This is a genomic window from Anaerobacillus sp. (genome assembly GCF_046314235.1).
Classification (GTDB): domain Bacteria; phylum Bacillota; class Bacilli; order Bacillales; family Anaerobacillaceae; genus Anaerobacillus.
In genome coordinates this window covers 306,492-321,879 of the sequence record NZ_JBKBWN010000004.1, presented here as the reverse complement: position 1 = coordinate 321,879, position 15,388 = coordinate 306,492, and the positions used below count along the sequence as shown (strand labels likewise).

The 15,388-nt window shown below is 35.6% G+C and carries 17 protein-coding genes; 2 read left to right on the top strand and 15 right to left on the bottom strand.

Going from position 1 to position 15,388, the window contains the following annotated elements; translation table 11 throughout:
- Positions 1 to 29: 29 nt before the first annotated feature.
- Positions 30 to 788 (bottom strand): SDR family oxidoreductase, encoded by a 759-nt coding sequence (locus ACK4M9_RS07630; RefSeq protein WP_409849045.1) that lies wholly within the window; start codon positions 786 to 788, stop codon positions 30 to 32.
- Positions 789 to 1,087: 299 nt separating this feature from the next.
- Positions 1,088 to 1,228, bottom strand: a complete 141-nt coding sequence (locus ACK4M9_RS07625; RefSeq protein WP_409849043.1) for a hypothetical protein — start codon at positions 1,226 to 1,228, stop codon at positions 1,088 to 1,090.
- Between the two features lie 140 nt (positions 1,229 to 1,368).
- On the opposite strand from ACK4M9_RS07625, the gene ACK4M9_RS07620 reads away from it, so the two are divergent.
- Positions 1,369 to 1,803 (top strand): universal stress protein, encoded by a 435-nt coding sequence (locus ACK4M9_RS07620; protein WP_409849041.1) that lies wholly within the window; start codon positions 1,369 to 1,371, stop codon positions 1,801 to 1,803.
- 181 nt (positions 1,804 to 1,984) lie between these two features.
- On the opposite strand, the gene argH is transcribed toward ACK4M9_RS07620, so the two are convergent.
- From argH to sppA, 13 genes are all read right to left on the bottom strand, one after another.
- Positions 1,985 to 3,367, bottom strand: a complete 1,383-nt coding sequence (argH, locus tag ACK4M9_RS07615; protein ID WP_409849039.1) for an argininosuccinate lyase — start codon at positions 3,365 to 3,367, stop codon at positions 1,985 to 1,987.
- The gene (locus ACK4M9_RS07610) at positions 3,364 to 4,572 is read right to left on the bottom strand and encodes an argininosuccinate synthase (RefSeq protein WP_409849037.1); all 1,209 of its coding nucleotides are present in this window, start codon (positions 4,570 to 4,572) and stop codon (positions 3,364 to 3,366) included. The genes argH and ACK4M9_RS07610 overlap by 4 nt, the downstream gene beginning before the upstream one ends.
- Before the next feature lie 193 nt (positions 4,573 to 4,765).
- Positions 4,766 to 5,593, bottom strand: coding sequence for an alpha/beta fold hydrolase (locus ACK4M9_RS07605; protein ID WP_409849035.1), 828 nt, complete (start codon positions 5,591 to 5,593; stop codon positions 4,766 to 4,768).
- An 88-nt stretch (positions 5,594 to 5,681) separates the two neighbouring features.
- Entirely contained in the window at positions 5,682 to 5,993 is a 312-nt protein-coding gene (locus ACK4M9_RS07600) for a hypothetical protein (RefSeq protein WP_409849033.1), read from the bottom strand.
- Positions 5,994 to 6,075: 82 nt separating this feature from the next.
- On the bottom strand, positions 6,076 to 6,909 hold the full coding sequence (locus ACK4M9_RS07595; RefSeq protein WP_409849031.1) for an EcsC family protein: 834 nt from the start codon (positions 6,907 to 6,909) through the stop codon (positions 6,076 to 6,078).
- 5 nt (positions 6,910 to 6,914) lie between these two features.
- Complete coding sequence (locus tag ACK4M9_RS07590; protein ID WP_409849029.1) at positions 6,915 to 7,862, bottom strand: 3'-5' exoribonuclease YhaM family protein; 948 nt, start codon at positions 7,860 to 7,862, stop codon at positions 6,915 to 6,917.
- 142 nt (positions 7,863 to 8,004) lie between these two features.
- Entirely contained in the window at positions 8,005 to 9,192 is a 1,188-nt protein-coding gene (locus tag ACK4M9_RS07585) for an acetate kinase (RefSeq protein ID WP_409849028.1), read from the bottom strand.
- Positions 9,193 to 9,676: 484 nt separating this feature from the next.
- Positions 9,677 to 10,630 carry a class I SAM-dependent methyltransferase gene (locus tag ACK4M9_RS07580; RefSeq protein ID WP_409849199.1) on the bottom strand — a complete coding sequence of 318 codons (954 nt, stop codon included), beginning with the start codon at positions 10,628 to 10,630 and terminating at the stop codon, positions 9,677 to 9,679.
- 206 nt (positions 10,631 to 10,836) lie between these two features.
- Entirely contained in the window at positions 10,837 to 11,337 is a 501-nt protein-coding gene (gene tpx, locus ACK4M9_RS07575; RefSeq protein WP_409849026.1) for a thiol peroxidase, read from the bottom strand.
- Positions 11,338 to 11,613: 276 nt separating this feature from the next.
- Positions 11,614 to 12,048, bottom strand: a complete 435-nt coding sequence (gene ytfJ / locus ACK4M9_RS07570) for a GerW family sporulation protein (RefSeq protein WP_409849024.1) — start codon at positions 12,046 to 12,048, stop codon at positions 11,614 to 11,616.
- An 18-nt stretch (positions 12,049 to 12,066) separates the two neighbouring features.
- Entirely contained in the window at positions 12,067 to 12,732 is a 666-nt protein-coding gene (locus ACK4M9_RS07565) for a DUF2953 domain-containing protein (RefSeq protein ID WP_409849022.1), read from the bottom strand.
- A gap of 181 nt (positions 12,733 to 12,913) precedes the next feature.
- On the bottom strand, positions 12,914 to 13,378 hold the full coding sequence (locus ACK4M9_RS07560) for an RDD family protein (protein WP_409849020.1): 465 nt from the start codon (positions 13,376 to 13,378) through the stop codon (positions 12,914 to 12,916).
- Between the two features lie 14 nt (positions 13,379 to 13,392).
- On the bottom strand, positions 13,393 to 14,397 hold the full coding sequence (sppA, locus tag ACK4M9_RS07555) for a signal peptide peptidase SppA (RefSeq protein ID WP_486303942.1): 1,005 nt from the start codon (positions 14,395 to 14,397) through the stop codon (positions 13,393 to 13,395).
- 115 nt (positions 14,398 to 14,512) lie between these two features.
- Here sppA and ACK4M9_RS07545 point away from each other — a divergent pair, with 115 nt between their 5' ends.
- A complete protein-coding gene (locus ACK4M9_RS07545) occupies positions 14,513 to 15,313 on the top strand; it encodes an NAD kinase (protein ID WP_409849018.1) in 801 nt (266 codons plus the stop codon).
- The last annotated feature ends 75 nt before the right edge of the window (positions 15,314 to 15,388 follow it).

Here is a 15,388-nt window from a genome sequence, read left to right as displayed (position 1 = left end):
AGTGAATGATACTAATTATTTATTTATAATTAACGGAAACGATGCAATACATCGACGCCTCCAGTGACCTCGATGACTGTGCCAGTAATCATATCGGAATCTTCATGGCAAAGGAACCTTACAACACGGCCAATATCTTCCCCTGTACCAGATCTTCCAACAGGGGTGTTCTTATCGTAAAATTGTCTTGCCATCGAAATTGAAGCCTCTTTCATCTCGCCGACAATATTACCGGGACAAACCATATTAGCAGTCACACCATTTTCCGCTTCTTCGATGGCAATCGTTTTTGTAAGAGATACTAGACCAACTTTCGCTGCCGCAAAAGCTGAACGATAAAGCCAACCTGGGCTCCCTTCTGCGCCTTGGAACCCAAAGGTGACGATTCGTCCAAATTTCTCCTCGCGCATCATTGGAATGATTTTCTTTGCTAAGTGAAAGACACTGCTTAAATTACCTTCTAACATTTCATACCATTCATTTTCGCTATAATCTAGTAACTTTTTCCGTTGAAAAACATAGGGACCTGCATTGTTTATTAAGATGTGAATGTTTCCGAACGACTTTACAGCACAATCAACAAGATCATTAAGATCAGCCTTCCTGGTCACATCTGCACGAATAAATTGAAACAACCCATGATACTTTTCCCATTCTAACGCCAATTGTTTAACGGCATCCTCGTCGCTACGGTAACTAATCGAAACCTTGTAACCATCTTCTAATAAGCCTTCGGTAACTTTTTTTCCTAACCCCTTCGTTCCCGCCGTTATTAAAACATGACGCATAGAAAATTTCTCCTTCCCAATAGAAGGCGCAACAACGCCTTAATCCACATCCTTTTACCCACTATTATAGTGTTATGTAAATTCAAAGTAAAAAAGAATGCTTATAAAATAATTCTATTCTATTTTATGAGTTTCATAATTCTTATTTTCGCTACTAAGTTCTAAATGTAATTGCGTAGAAACCATTCGCAACTACATTTATATTGGTATAGCTCGATTAAGGTAATTATGAAATTCACTCTATTGAAAAAGAAAAAATGAAAAAACCTTGGTAAGAAAATACCAAGGAAGGCAGTGGTCTAGTGAGTGTCTTGACGTTCATTTTCATCATTTTTATTCGTATCAGTTGTACCTTCGTAATAAGAATCCAACAATTGTTGTCTAACAATTGCATCGCCATCTTCATCGAAAATTGTATTATGAAAATTTTCTTTTTTCATCGTAACACCTCCATTCATATCATGCAGATATTTTTCATCATTCATTCACTATTTATGAAATCTTCTTTAAACTTTACAATATATTCATGATATACTTAATTTGTAAGGGCTTACTTATTATGATATGAGGAGTGGATCTCATGGAAAAAAACTACTCAAATATTTTAGTAGCAGTTGATGGTTCAAACGAATCAAAAAAGGCATTAGTAAAAGCAATTGATGTTGCCAAAAAAGATCATGCGAGAATTTTTATCACTCATATTGTTGATACAAGAACTTTTGCAACAGTAGAACAATACGACAGAGCTATCGTGACGCGCGCAGAGGAATACGCAAAGGACATGCTTTCTGAATACAAAGCTGAAGTAGAAAAAGCGGGGGTTGAAGCTATTTGTGTCTTAGATTTTGGCTCTCCGAAAGTAAAAGTATCAAAGGATATAGCCAAGAAATATGCTGTAGATTTGATTATTACAGGTGCTACTGGCCTAAACGCTGTAGAACGCCTTCTGATTGGAAGTGTCTCGGAGTATATTGCAAGAAGCGCCAAATGTGATGTACTTATCGTCCGCAATTAATAAGACGCTTCTATAGAAGTAAGAACTACCTTGATCAATCGCTTAACATAAAAATTGAGACTGCCCCAAACATAAGTATCATCACCTCGCCAACTATAAATAGATTTTGTACAAACATACACTTCTATCTATAGTATGACTCAAGGTACACTGACACTTAGGGACAGCCTCAATTTTTTCTTTATTCTTTTGTAATGATACTCTCTGCTTTCTTAATTGCTGCTTTTACTTGCATAAAGCCAGTTCCACCTGAACTATTACGTCTGTCAACAACCGTTTTTGGCTTAAGTACATCATAAATGTCATCCCCAAATAAGGTGCTTGCAGCTATAAATTCCTCCATTGTTACGTCTAACAAAAACTTACCATTTTCTATGCAATGAAGAACTAACTTTCCAACTACTTCATGAGCAGCACGGAATGGCATCCCTTTTGTTGCAAGGTAATCTGCAAGTTCAGTAGCATTTGAGAAATCTTCATTAGTGGCTTTTTCCATATTCCCACCTAAAACTTTCATTGTTTCAATCATTCCAGCAAAAATCTGCAAACTTCCTTTTACTGTATGAACTGTATCAAACATACCTTCTTTATCTTCTTGCATGTCTTTGTTATAAGCTAACGGTAATCCTTTTAGTACTGTTAGTAACGAGAAAAGGTTACCATATACACGACCCGTTTTCCCACGAATTAATTCAGCCATATCTGGATTTTTCTTTTGTGGCATAATGCTACTTCCTGTAGCAAAAGCATCATCAATTTCTACAAATTGAAATTCTTGGCTAGACCATAAAATAAGTTCTTCACAAAAACGCGATAAGTGCATCATCACCATCGCAGAATTGCTTAGAAATTCTACAATAAAGTCACGATCACTAACGGCATCCATACTGTTTTCATAAATACCGTCGAAGCCTAGTAATTCTGCTGTATAATCACGATCAATTGGGAATGTAGTCCCTGCCAATGCACCTGCACCTAGTGGGGAAATATTAATCCGCTTTAAACTATCAGAATAACGCTCATAGTCTCGTTCTAGCATCCAGAAATAGGTCATTAAATGATGAGCAAAAGAAACTGGTTGAGCCCTTTGTAAATGAGTATAACCCGGAAGAATGGTCTCTACATGTTGCTTCCCTTGTTCAAGAATTGCCTCTTGTAAGTGTTTAATTGATTCCATAATTTCTTTTACTTGAGTTCGGAGGTAAAGATGCATATCTGTTGCAACTTGGTCGTTACGACTTCTACCAGTGTGTAACTTTCCACCGACTTCACCAATTTCATCAATTAAAAATTTTTCAATATTTAAATGAATATCCTCATTTTGAACGTTATATTCTAATTGACCTTTTTCAGCTTTTTCTTGGATGATCGCAAGTCCTGCGATTATTTTTTCTACATCCGCTTCTGGAACAATGCCACATTTTCCTAGCATCTTGATGTGAGCGAGACTCCCTTGAATATCTTCTTTTACTAGTTGATGATCAAAGCCAATGGATGCCCCAAAGGCATCTACCCAACTTTCCGCTCTCTTTGTAAATCTTCCACCCCAAAGTTTAGCTGTCACAGTTGATTTACTCCTTTCTTCGATACCATGCTATGAACCTTTGTTGGCAATCCCCAAAGCTTTATAAATCCAACTGCTGCACTGTGGTCAAATTCATCATCAGAAGAGTATGTTGCAAGTTTTTCATCATATAAAGAAAACTCAGACTTACGCCCTTCCACTATGGCATGCCCTTTAAAAAGCTTCACACGAACAGTTCCTGTCACTGTTTTTTGGGTATCCTTTAAAAATGCTTGAAGAGCTGGCATTAACGGTGAAAACCATAAACCATCATAGATCATTTCTGTAATCTTCTTTTCAATGACTGGCTTAAAATGGGCTACTTCTTTTGTAAGTGTTAAATCTTCTAGTTCTTTGTGTGCCTTCAATAATGTAGTAGCTCCTGGACACTCGTAAACTTCACGCGATTTAATCCCTACCAATCTGTTTTCAACGTGATCAATTCGGCCAACACCGTGTTTTCCAGCAATACTATTAAGTTCTAAAATTAGGTTATCTAGTTCGTACAATTCTCCATTTAACGTCTTTGGTACACCTTCACAAAAGCCAATTTCTACATATTCTGGTACATCAGGTGTATTCTCTAAAGCAACTGTTAATTCATAAGCTCCTTCTGGTGGGGTTGCCCAAGGATCTTCCAGCACACCACATTCACAGCTCCTACCCCAGAGGTTTTGATCTACAGAATACGGATTATCTAAATTAACAGGTATTGGAATATTATGTTCTACCGCATATGCGATTTCTTCATCACGGCTCCAGCCCCACTCTCGAACTGGCGCCAATACTTCTAGGTTCGGATTTAGAGCTTGTATCGAAACTTCAAACCGGACTTGATCATTCCCTTTTCCAGTGCAACCATGCGCAACCGCATCTGCCCCAACTTGATTAGCGATTTCTACTAACTTTTTTGAAATTAAAGGGCGAGATAGCGCTGATACTAATGGGTATTTGCCTTCATACATTGCGTGAGCCTGTAAGGCAGTTAATACAAACTCTTCTGCATATTCCTTAGTAGCATCGACAGTGTAAGATTCAATTGCTCCAACCGTTAAAGCTTTTTGTTTAATGAAATCGAGATCCTTGCCTTCACCGACATCTAAACAAACTGCAATTACATCATAACCTTGATCTCCTAACCATTTGATCGCTACAGATGTGTCTAATCCACCAGAATATGCTAATACAACTTTCTTTTTTTCCATTACTCATTCCTCCATTTGTGAATAATAATTCCTTGTTTATTATATTTATACACAAGTTTTCAAAAGAAAATGGCTTTTTAAAAGCCAATCAAGTCCTAATGTGTATTTTTCAAGTAATTGTTATTCAATACTTTAACAACAATGAAGGGATTTTTCAATACATATTTATAAAAAAAAATAAATAATTATTAGTTTATTTTGGAACATTACTAAAATTGGGCTCAAAAAAAGCATATAGATGATGCAGAACTGTCGTTGGATATTCTTCCATCGGTAGATGACCGCAATGTTCAATAACTGCTAGGGTTGAGTTTTTTAAATGTGTATGTAAAAATTCCCCTTCGGTTAATCTAACAACTTGGTCTTCTCTTCCCCAAAGTAAGTAAGTTTGGTGACTAATATTGTTCAACTCCCTAATACTCATATCGTCTTCCCGTTCTCTACCTAGCTTCAAAACTGCTTTCACGACTTCACGCCTCTTACACATATTTATATATGGTTTTAATACATCCTCTTCTAGACCAACACCTCCAGCTAACACCTTCGATATAGCGATATTGACTAGGTCGTCTTGAAAATAAAAGCGATAAGCAGCTTCATCTAAATATGGAAAGGAACAGAATAGCCGCGCTAACCAAGGTGGGCGTTTTCTTTCGGCAGATGCTGCAATCAAAAATAGCTTCTGGTATAAATCTGGTTTACTATGCACTGCTTGTAAAGCAATTTGCGCACCAAGTGAATGACCAACTAAATGAGCTTTAAAAATGCCAAGTTTTTCGAGAAAAGCATTCAATGTTAACCCGTAGTTTGTTAGGGTATACTTGAAACAATTGCTTGCGACAGTTTTCCCGAAGCCTGGCAAATCAAAAACGATGATCCTAAACCTCTGCGACAAATCGTTAATTAAGGGCCGCCAACAAATAGATGAACTAATAAACCCATGAATAAAAACGAGTACTTCCTCACCAGCCAGACTGTCTTCGTAATAAATTTTTGTTCCTTCAATATTTAAAAAACTCATAAAAAAACCCCTTCTTTGCTATTCTTATTATAGAATAAACAAATGAATGGGCTTTAATGTAAAATCATTTTCAAAAGCTTACGAATTTTTAATGATGACTTTTCCCTGAAATTTCTCCTTGAGATCTGAACCAAAGCCAAAGGTCGTTAATCGTTGAAGCTAGTTCTGAAATTTCCGTATTAATGTCGCAAGATTTGTTAAAATCATCTTCATTAAATAATTCTGCTTGTTTTATGTTAATTTGTTCCTCTAGCTTTTTAACACGGTCAGGAATATCTCCTCTGATCTCTTCCCATTGAGATAATATTTCTTCTTGTGTAGCTTTATCAAACAGTTGCCAATCCCGATCTAAATCTGGAATAGAAATTCCTAAACGCTGGTCATACTCAAATCGATACAACGATTACACCCCCAATATATACCTTCATTTTACAACAACTCTTCTTTGTATAGAAGAAATATGCAAGGTGTTTTCGGAAAAGTTAATTCTTCTCTAACAAAAATCGTTTCTGATAAAAGTGATGGGCAATTTCCGACACTTGTTTTGCTAAAAAGTAATTGGCTGTCGCGCCCACAGTAATCCCTATTAGTGGTAGCCCTTGAATTAATTTTTTGCGGCAAAGATATAAAATTAATCCTTTACCAATTTGTTTTAGAGGCTGCATAAGCCATACAGTTGATTTTTCAATGTTTGGTTCTTCAAAAAGTAACCATTCATCTTCATATTCGTGAAGCTCTAACAATAGTTGCTTCCAGCCTTCCTTTTGCAATGTTTTTGGTAATGTCGCTACGTGGAACACTTTTAAAGCTAACATTAGTTCATAAGGTTTATTTAAATCAAACCCATAGGTCATGGCTGTTAATTGAATAGAACGTAAATTAATTGTCAACATCAGCGGTAAATCTAATGCTACAGTAAATAAGCCACCTATACCTGCAAATCCACCTTGAGTTAAAGAAATTAGTCTCTGTTTTGCAAGATGTTGATTTGCAATATAGCGGAGTTGATCAATCTTCAACAGCTTCATATCTGGAATTTCATTTATGTTTTCATTGAATAGACGACCAAAATCTAACACTTTCGCCGTTGTTTCTTGATCAAACCTACTATTTTGAGCAATGGCATGGGAATGGAAAATAATACTATCGACGGTTTTCAATAATTTCTTTTGTAGATCAGGACGCCACTTTTCAATTACTTCATTGAAGCTAGTTTCTAGAGAATAATAACCGCTTTTATTTCCTTCAATAAAATATGTCTCTTCCCAATTCTCAATCGTTTCATAAACTACTTTATCACGACTAGTCCACTCCATTATCGTCACTCCTTATTCAAATTGCGTATTTTTCTCCGTAACATCGGAGAATACACCCACTCTTCTGAGTTTCCTTTAAACGAAAGCTTCATCGCATTCAGTTTAGCATCTAGTTGATCTAAGTAATGAAAAAAGATCGCTTCAGGCAATTTTCCGGAAATCGCACTGCCATATCCTAAATCAACATCACCATGATGACTCAAAATACAGTGCTTTAAAGCAAGAAGTTCTTCATCACGACTAGATATTCCTGCTTCTTTCGCGGCATCGTTTATGAGTTCTATTCCTAGGACAATATGTCCTATTAGCTCGCCCTCGGTTGTATACTCGGGTGCAATTGGATCTGAAAGCTCTATTGTTTTACCAATGTCGTGCAATAAACACGTGGCAATAATTAAATCCTTATTTAACTGCGGATAAATAGGAAATAGTTGCAACGCACTCTGCATAAGTGTGACAACATGTTCTAATAAACCTGCATAATAAGAGTGATGCATTTTCATACCTGCAGGAATTGTCGTAAGTGCCTCTCGCGTTTCTTTTACCATTAATACCGTTTTTACAAGTTTTTGTAACGTTGGCGATTGTATTTCCTCAATGATCATCCTGAGTTCCTGCCAAAGCTCTTCCCTGGAAACATCCGCTTTTTGAATTAAGGTTTGAATTTCGATGTCATCCTCCGGAAGTGATAAACGTATTCGCTGAATTTGAAGTTGTTTTTGCTGACGATATAAGCTAACAATACCATCCACTTTAACAATTTTTTTTATTGAAAACGTTGCTTTTTGTTCTTCAGATATATCCCATAGCTTGGCAGAAATAATTCCAGATGCATCGGCCAAAACGATATCAAAATACTCACTACCATTTGTTGCGACTTTTCTGTGTAGTTCTTTTATTAGTAAAAATCCAAAGAACCGATCACCTTCACATGTCTCTTTAATCAATTTCATTTTTAAATCACTCCACGTCTTCTTTCCTAGTTTATATTTTACTAAACTTATGTGCGGAACTGAAATAATAATTCATTAAAAGAAAAAAAGAAAAAACACCTACATGGTAGGTGTTAACTGCAAGCAAATATTACTTTTATTCTTATTGTGCTAAACGAACTGTATCTCTAGCAATCATTACTTCTTCGTTTGTAGGAATAATGATGACTTTGACTGGTGAATGAGGGTAATTTAAAAATGCCTCTTTTCCACGAACTTGATTTAAAGAAGGATCCCAATAAATCCCCATAAACTCAAGACCTTTCAAAACGCGCGCACGAATGACATCACTATTTTCACCGATTCCAGCAGTAAAGATAACAGCATCAACACCATGCATACGAGCAGCGTATGAACCGATGTATTTATGGATTCGTGATGTAAATACTTCTAATGCTAGTTCAGCTCTTTCATGACCTTCTTGAGCTTGTAACTCGATATCACGAAGATCGCTTGAGAAGCCTGATAAAGCAAGCATTCCACTCTTTTTGTTCAAAACATCAAGAACCTCTGTTGCAGATTGGTCTGTTTTTTCCATAATAAAAGGAATTAAAGCTGGGTCAATGTTTCCTGAACGGGTACCCATTGTTACCCCTGCAAGTGGTGTGAAGCCCATTGAAGTATCAATTGATTTCCCACCTTCAATTGCTGCAATTGACGCCCCGTTACCTAAGTGACAAGAGATTAATCGCAATTGCTCAACTGGTCTACCTAATAACTCAGCAGCACGCTCAGTTACATATTTATGAGAAGTACCATGGAAACCATATTTACGAATCCCAAACTTTTCATAGTACTCGTAAGGAAGGCTATATAAAAATGATTGTTCTGGCATTGTTTGGTGGAAAGCAGTATCAAATACCGCGACAGCCGGAACGTTTGGCAATACTGCCAAAAACGACTTAATCCCAACGATATTAGCCGGATTATGAAGCGGAGCAAGTTCCGAAACATCCTCAATCCCTTTTAGTACTTCATCCGTAATAAGGACCGAATCGTTAAACTTTTCTCCTCCGTGTACTACCCTGTGCCCAATCCCCTCGATTTCATCTAGAGATTGAATAATTCCTAATCCAGTTAGTTTTTCTAACAATATTTTAACAGCCTCTGAGTGATCAAAAATATTACGTGTTTCTTTTTGTTTTTCACCATTTACTTCTATTTGAAAAATAGAATCTTCTAAGCCAATTCTTTCTACTATCCCTTTTGTTACAACCGTTTCATTTGGCATTTCTAGAAGCTGAAACTTAAGTGACGAGCTACCAGCGTTTATCGCCATGATTTTTGCCATTTTTTACATCCCCTTATTTTTTAAATGAATAATAATATCGAATATTGTCGGATTATCATTTCCCCATATTTTATTTAAACACTGTTAACCACAGAATTCAATACTTTCGGAGCAAATTTCTTTAAAAATGAACATTTTTTTTGTAGTACAGTTTTTTTGTCTTATGACTATATTATTGATATACATATAAAAAGTTATTGTTGCAGAATGAACTGTAATACAACATGCAAAGTAACTGTATTACTACTATTTTTACAGTGCAAAACAAAAATTGATAAAAGGATCATTCCGAGGTTATCAACCACCTTGCTTGTATTAGCTTACCATCAAGGGAAGTTTTTATTATTCTAAATTATGGTGATCAAAAAAAATTTAGCTAAAACGTCAGCCTAAAAATAGATAATGATGTTTCATCCGCAATAGCATCGTTGCAAGCTAATAAATAAAGAGCTTTCACCTTACACTGGCTACTTGCTCTTTTAGACTATTTTAAGTAAGTTTCAAACCACTTGTTCATGCTTGTTACCATTTGGCTCAATGCCTGTTTATTTGAGAAAGAAGGTAATTCAGCTAACAACGCTTGACTCGGCCCCTTAATTCCAATTGCTTTTTTCCTGATAATAAAGATGCTTTTCGCATGCTTGTCTTCTTTAAACATTGACTTCGGTAACTGAAGTAATGAGTAAATATGAGCATGCTCCTTAATAAAGCTATGAAGCGATTTCGCTTGATCACTTTCAAACAAAAAGTTTGGGACAAGGAACAATAAAAAGCCGCCATCCTTTGTATAATTTAGCGATTGTTCAATCATTAAATGGTGGGTATATGACATGCCTTTATCCGATTTCAACTGATACCTACTAGCTACTTCTTCATTAGGGTAATGACCGACTGGTAAATCAGCGACGACAATATCAACTGGATCAATCAATATATCCATTAAGCTATCTTGATGGAATAATTCAATATTATGCTGCTGTAAATTGGCACTAACGTAAGCAAGCTGTAATAATGTTTCATCAGGTTCAACACCATAGCAATCAACGTGTTTGTTCGTTTGATTTAAAATAGCTGTTACTAAATTTCCTGATCCTATTGCTGGATCAAAAATCCGGTACGCTTCATATTTTTCTGTCAGTTTATTGACTAAGTACCCCATAAATATAGCGACCGCATCAGGAGTCATTGCATGATTTGGTTGTGTAGCTTCCTTCATTGCTTTTAAAATTGCCAACTGAATGGCTTTTCTGATCTGTTCTTTCGTTAATTCTTCTAAATTAACATCACTCATAGTTTTTTTTACTTTTTTAAGTGCTAACTCACTTAATGGGTGGGTCACTTCCCCTTGAAAAAACATTTCCCCCGCATAGATAAGGGCCTCCATATATGTAAGTTCACAATCATTTTGGATAATTTCTGTACTTTCATCTAATTTCATAAAAAAAGTTTCTAGGTCTAATTTTTTATCCAATATCTTCACTCCCATCTCAATTCTTAATTCTACCTCTTTTATTCCAACATGAGAAGGAACATATACTTTTTTATATTTTTTTATTGAAATAGACTTTGTTAACTTCTAGTTATCATTATTTACACACAATAAAAAGCAGACGCTAAAACGCGTCTGCCAAAACTATCATGTTTTTATACTAAAGCTTTTGCAGCAAGGATTGGTGCTTCATAGTCAGGGTGATCCGTTGCTTCTGATACATATTGGGCATAGACAACTTCTCCAACAGCATTTAAAACAAATACAGACCTTGTAAGTAATCTTAATTCTTCGATCGCTACGCCAAATGCCTTTCCAAATGATAGTTCGCGGTGGTCAGATAATGTTTGTACTTTGTCAATTCCAGCTGCTCCACACCAACGTTTTTGAGCAAATGGTAAATCGACACTAATTGTTAAAATCTGAACTCCTTCTAATTGTGCAGCCTCTTCATTGAAACGGCGAGTTTGAGCGTCACAAACACCTGTGTCAATGGATGGAACGACACTAATAACTGTAACCTTACCCTTTAAATTATCTAAAGTTACTGGTGTTAGGTCATTGGCTAGTACTGTGAAATCAGGAGCTACCTCTCCTACCTTTACTTCATTTCCTAATAACGTAATCGGGTTACCTTTAAATGTTACATTTGCCATACGAATTTTCCTCCTCGTTAAATTAACATCACTACAGTGTTAAATATAGTTCTAATATGATTTATATTCAAGAAATATGCTTTTCAGGTGGAAATTAGAATTTTTACCAATAATAAAGTAATTGCTAGACCTAAGATTATTTATTATGTAGTTTAATCATTTAACAAAAACAAAGTGTCAGTTGCCGCTGTTCCTCGATTTAGAGTGTAAAGTACAGCTCTATAGCGATCACATTTGGTAACTGACACTTTTACGTGACTTCCGTTGTCAATTTTTTTACAAATCTAGTTTATCTGCAGAAATATTGACTTCAGTTGTTGGTGGTTGATTTTGCGCTTGATTTTTATTCATCATTTGTTGAATTTTTTCTACTACTTGCGGCGCAAAATCCATTAACTTTTCATAAAGATGAGTATTTTCATCTAAATGAACCATCTTAACGCCAGACGAACTAACAATGAGAAATGCTATCGGAGTAATTGATACACCACCACCACTACCACCACCGAAAGGCAGCTCCTTTTCAGCGGTCTTATCAATGACGAACTGGCTCCCACCAGCTGCAAAGCCAAATCCTACTTTAGAAATTGGGATAATTACACTACCATCTGGAGTCTCTACTGGATCCCCCACGATTGTATTAACATCAACCATTTCTTTGATGTTTTCCATCGCTGTTTTCATTAAACCTTGAATTGGATGTTCTGACATTATCTTATCCTCCTAACATTAAATACCGGTATTCTTATACAAACCATCAGTAAACTTTGGACGCTTCTTCCAATGTCTAATGATTTGTAAACCTGCGATTATAGCATGCCCTAGCCTAAAAGAAAAAATACATGCCAATTCAGTGTGTGATGTCAATCTTTGGAAGTTCGGGTGTACCTCTATCTCAGGAGCGACTTTAAGTCTCATATAATTAGTTATTATTCCAAGTGTACTTCCTTTAATTCCCCAAACTGCACCTACTAAAGTTCCTGTTAACGCTGCATCACCAATTCCAACGATGCTTCTCCATGAAAATTTTGTTATCGATATTTTGTTTAATAATTTCCTTACTATTTTGTGGAAACCCACGACATGTGTTAAGAAATCTTTCAGTTTACGAAGATCATTAAGAATTCTTTCCGGTGTAAATTTTTCTGTCTTTTCTGTATCGCCAATTGCTGAATGCTGTTCTTCTTTCACGATTATTGCTGCAGAGTCTTCGTCAATTTTTAATACTGGAACATTAATTCTATAGGAGGCTAGGCCAAATAAGGTGGAAATTTTTATTTTTAATTCATCATTATCTTGTTCATGAAAATAAGTTAAATTGACTGTAATTTTAGCAAAAGGAAGCAATACGAGAAAAGAGACTATCGAAATTACAACCCACCAAATCCAATGCATGGCAAATTCCTCCTTCTCTCAACCATTATCACCTTCTCTTAATAAAATTAAACAAAAAAATGTAGAATTAATCATATACAAGTTAAATTGCTGTCAAAGGCTCACCGCCTTTTATAGACAAATTTCACTTTTATATAAAAAATTCTACATTTCTTCAAAATTATTCAACTAAACCTTTTGATTAAATCTCATCATGAACAACATACGTGTCACCAATCATATCGTGTAAACCCTGTTTTTTGCGTTGAAAAGCAACGATTACATAAAGTGTATAGGAAAGAGTAAAGGCCTGCAAAATATATCTTCCTACAACTTCGCGAAAAATGAGCGCTGACCAAGTAAGTTGTTGAGAGTTTTTACTTACCACCTTTATACCAAACACTCTTTTCCCAATTGTCTGCCCCCACTTTTTTGTTAGTAAGACAAAATATAGCAAAGTTACAATCGCTATAAGAATAATTTCAATTGAGAAAAAGGCTAACTGCACTCCCCGCAAACCGCTAATATTCAGTATCGGCGTAACGATAATACTGGTTAAACTACTTACAACTAGTAGATCCAATAAATATGCCCAAAATCTCATCCAAAAACCTGCAAAACGATAAGTGGGGCGAATAATTTCTTCTTGAATATTTAGCTCATCCATTTACATTCACCATCCTATTCCCTATTGTACAAGTACATTAAGCTTGGTGAATTTGAATAGTTAATTAACTGCTTCAAGCCGAGAGGGTCTTGCTGCTTTAGCAGTAAATTCTGAGTTGTCATTGTTAAAAATCCAGGAAAGCTAAACGGTTCTTCATATTTAATGACATCAATATCGCCTCTCCCAATGTCTGTTCTTAAAACATCGATAACATGATCTAAATTTCCTAGACCATCAATTAAACCTAACTCAAATGCTTGTTTTCCTGAATAAATTCTTCCGTCAGCAATTTTTTTTACTTGACTTCGATCCATTTTTCGACCGTTTGCAATAACATCAACAAAAGCCTCGTAGGAGTCATCAATCATTGATTGTAAAATATTTCTTTCTGCATCTGTCATTTCTCGAAATTCAGACATAATATCTTTATAGGGTCCACTTTTTATCGTCTCTGATCGAACTCCAAAATTTTCAGCTAATTCACTTATATTGATTGTTTGCATAATAACACCTAATGATCCTGTGATCGTGGCCTCATTTGCAAAAATTTTATCGGCTGGTGCCGCAATATAATAACCCCCAGATGCCGCCAAACTACCCATAGATATATAAATTGGTTTTTGATAGTCTTCTTGTATTTCAACAATTAAATCATGTATTTCTGCGCTTTCAACAACACCTCCACCTGGTGAATTAACACGAATAATAATACCATCAACTAGTGGGTCTTCACTCGCTTGTCTTAACATTTTTAAAAATTGACGATGATTATACGTAACAGATTCAAAAAGTGACGGTGTATCATAAGCTTCTTGGATAACACCATTCACATCCAATACAACTATCTTTCCTTTTCCATTTCCTTGTTCAATTGTTTTTTCAAGCCAGATCTCGTCATCACCTTCCGAAAACCACCCTGTCCATTGGCCAGTAATCCCAGAAGTAAATGAACTTACTGCAAGAGAAAGAAAGAAAAGGGCAAAAGCTAAACCTAAAGCCATCCAACGTTTACTACTCATTTTAACAACTCCTTATTGTAATTAAATAAATTAAGCAGGATTTTCCTCAAATAATAAAGAAATAATACTAGTAAGATCTACAGCTGTACAACTTAAGAAGAAGGAGAGAACAAAAATGCCAACACGCAGAAATGTTTTTTTATTTTACAAACCAACAAAAGAAATAGAAGAAAAAATAGCTCCATTAAAGGAGATTGCCAAAGAATATAACTTTCACCTTGTTACAGATTACAGGCAAGCAAATATCATCGTCAGTATCGGTGGGGACGGAGCGTTTTTACAAGCGTTAAGAAAAACTGATTTTCAAGCAGATTGTCTTTACCTAGGTATAAACACAGGTGACCATTTAGGATTTTATACCGATTTCTCATTAAACGACATAAAATCAATCTTAGACGCCATGGAAAATGAAGAAGTTGAGGTACGTAAAAACCCAACAATAGAAGTTAGTGTTAATGGTGAAAAGCCATTTTATTGTTTTAATGAATGCTCAATTCGCTCAAATGTTATTCGCACCTTTGTTATCGATGTATTTATTGATGATGTTTATTTCGAAACATTTCGTGGCGATGGTTTAATTGCTTCTACTCCTACTGGAAGTACAGCCTATAATAAGTCATTAGGTGGGGCAATTGTTGACCCAAGAATTAAGGCAATCCAATTAACAGAAATTGCTTCATTAAACAATAATGAGTTTAGAACGTTAGGCGCACCGTTAATTTTAAGTGGTGATAGTACTTTAACCTTAAAAGTAGTCCAAGATGGTAATGATTACCCAATCGTCGGTGCAGACAACGAAGCACTTAGTATTAGACATTGCCACGACATTAATATTAAACTTGCTGAGAAGCAGATTAAAATGCTAAAGCTTAAAAATAATTCTTTCTTCCAAAGAGTCCAAAAAACATTTTTATAAGAACGCGCATGCTCTCGGTTATTAATAACCTCTAGAAAATATTGTACTTTACGAGTAATCGCATGATCGCCGACA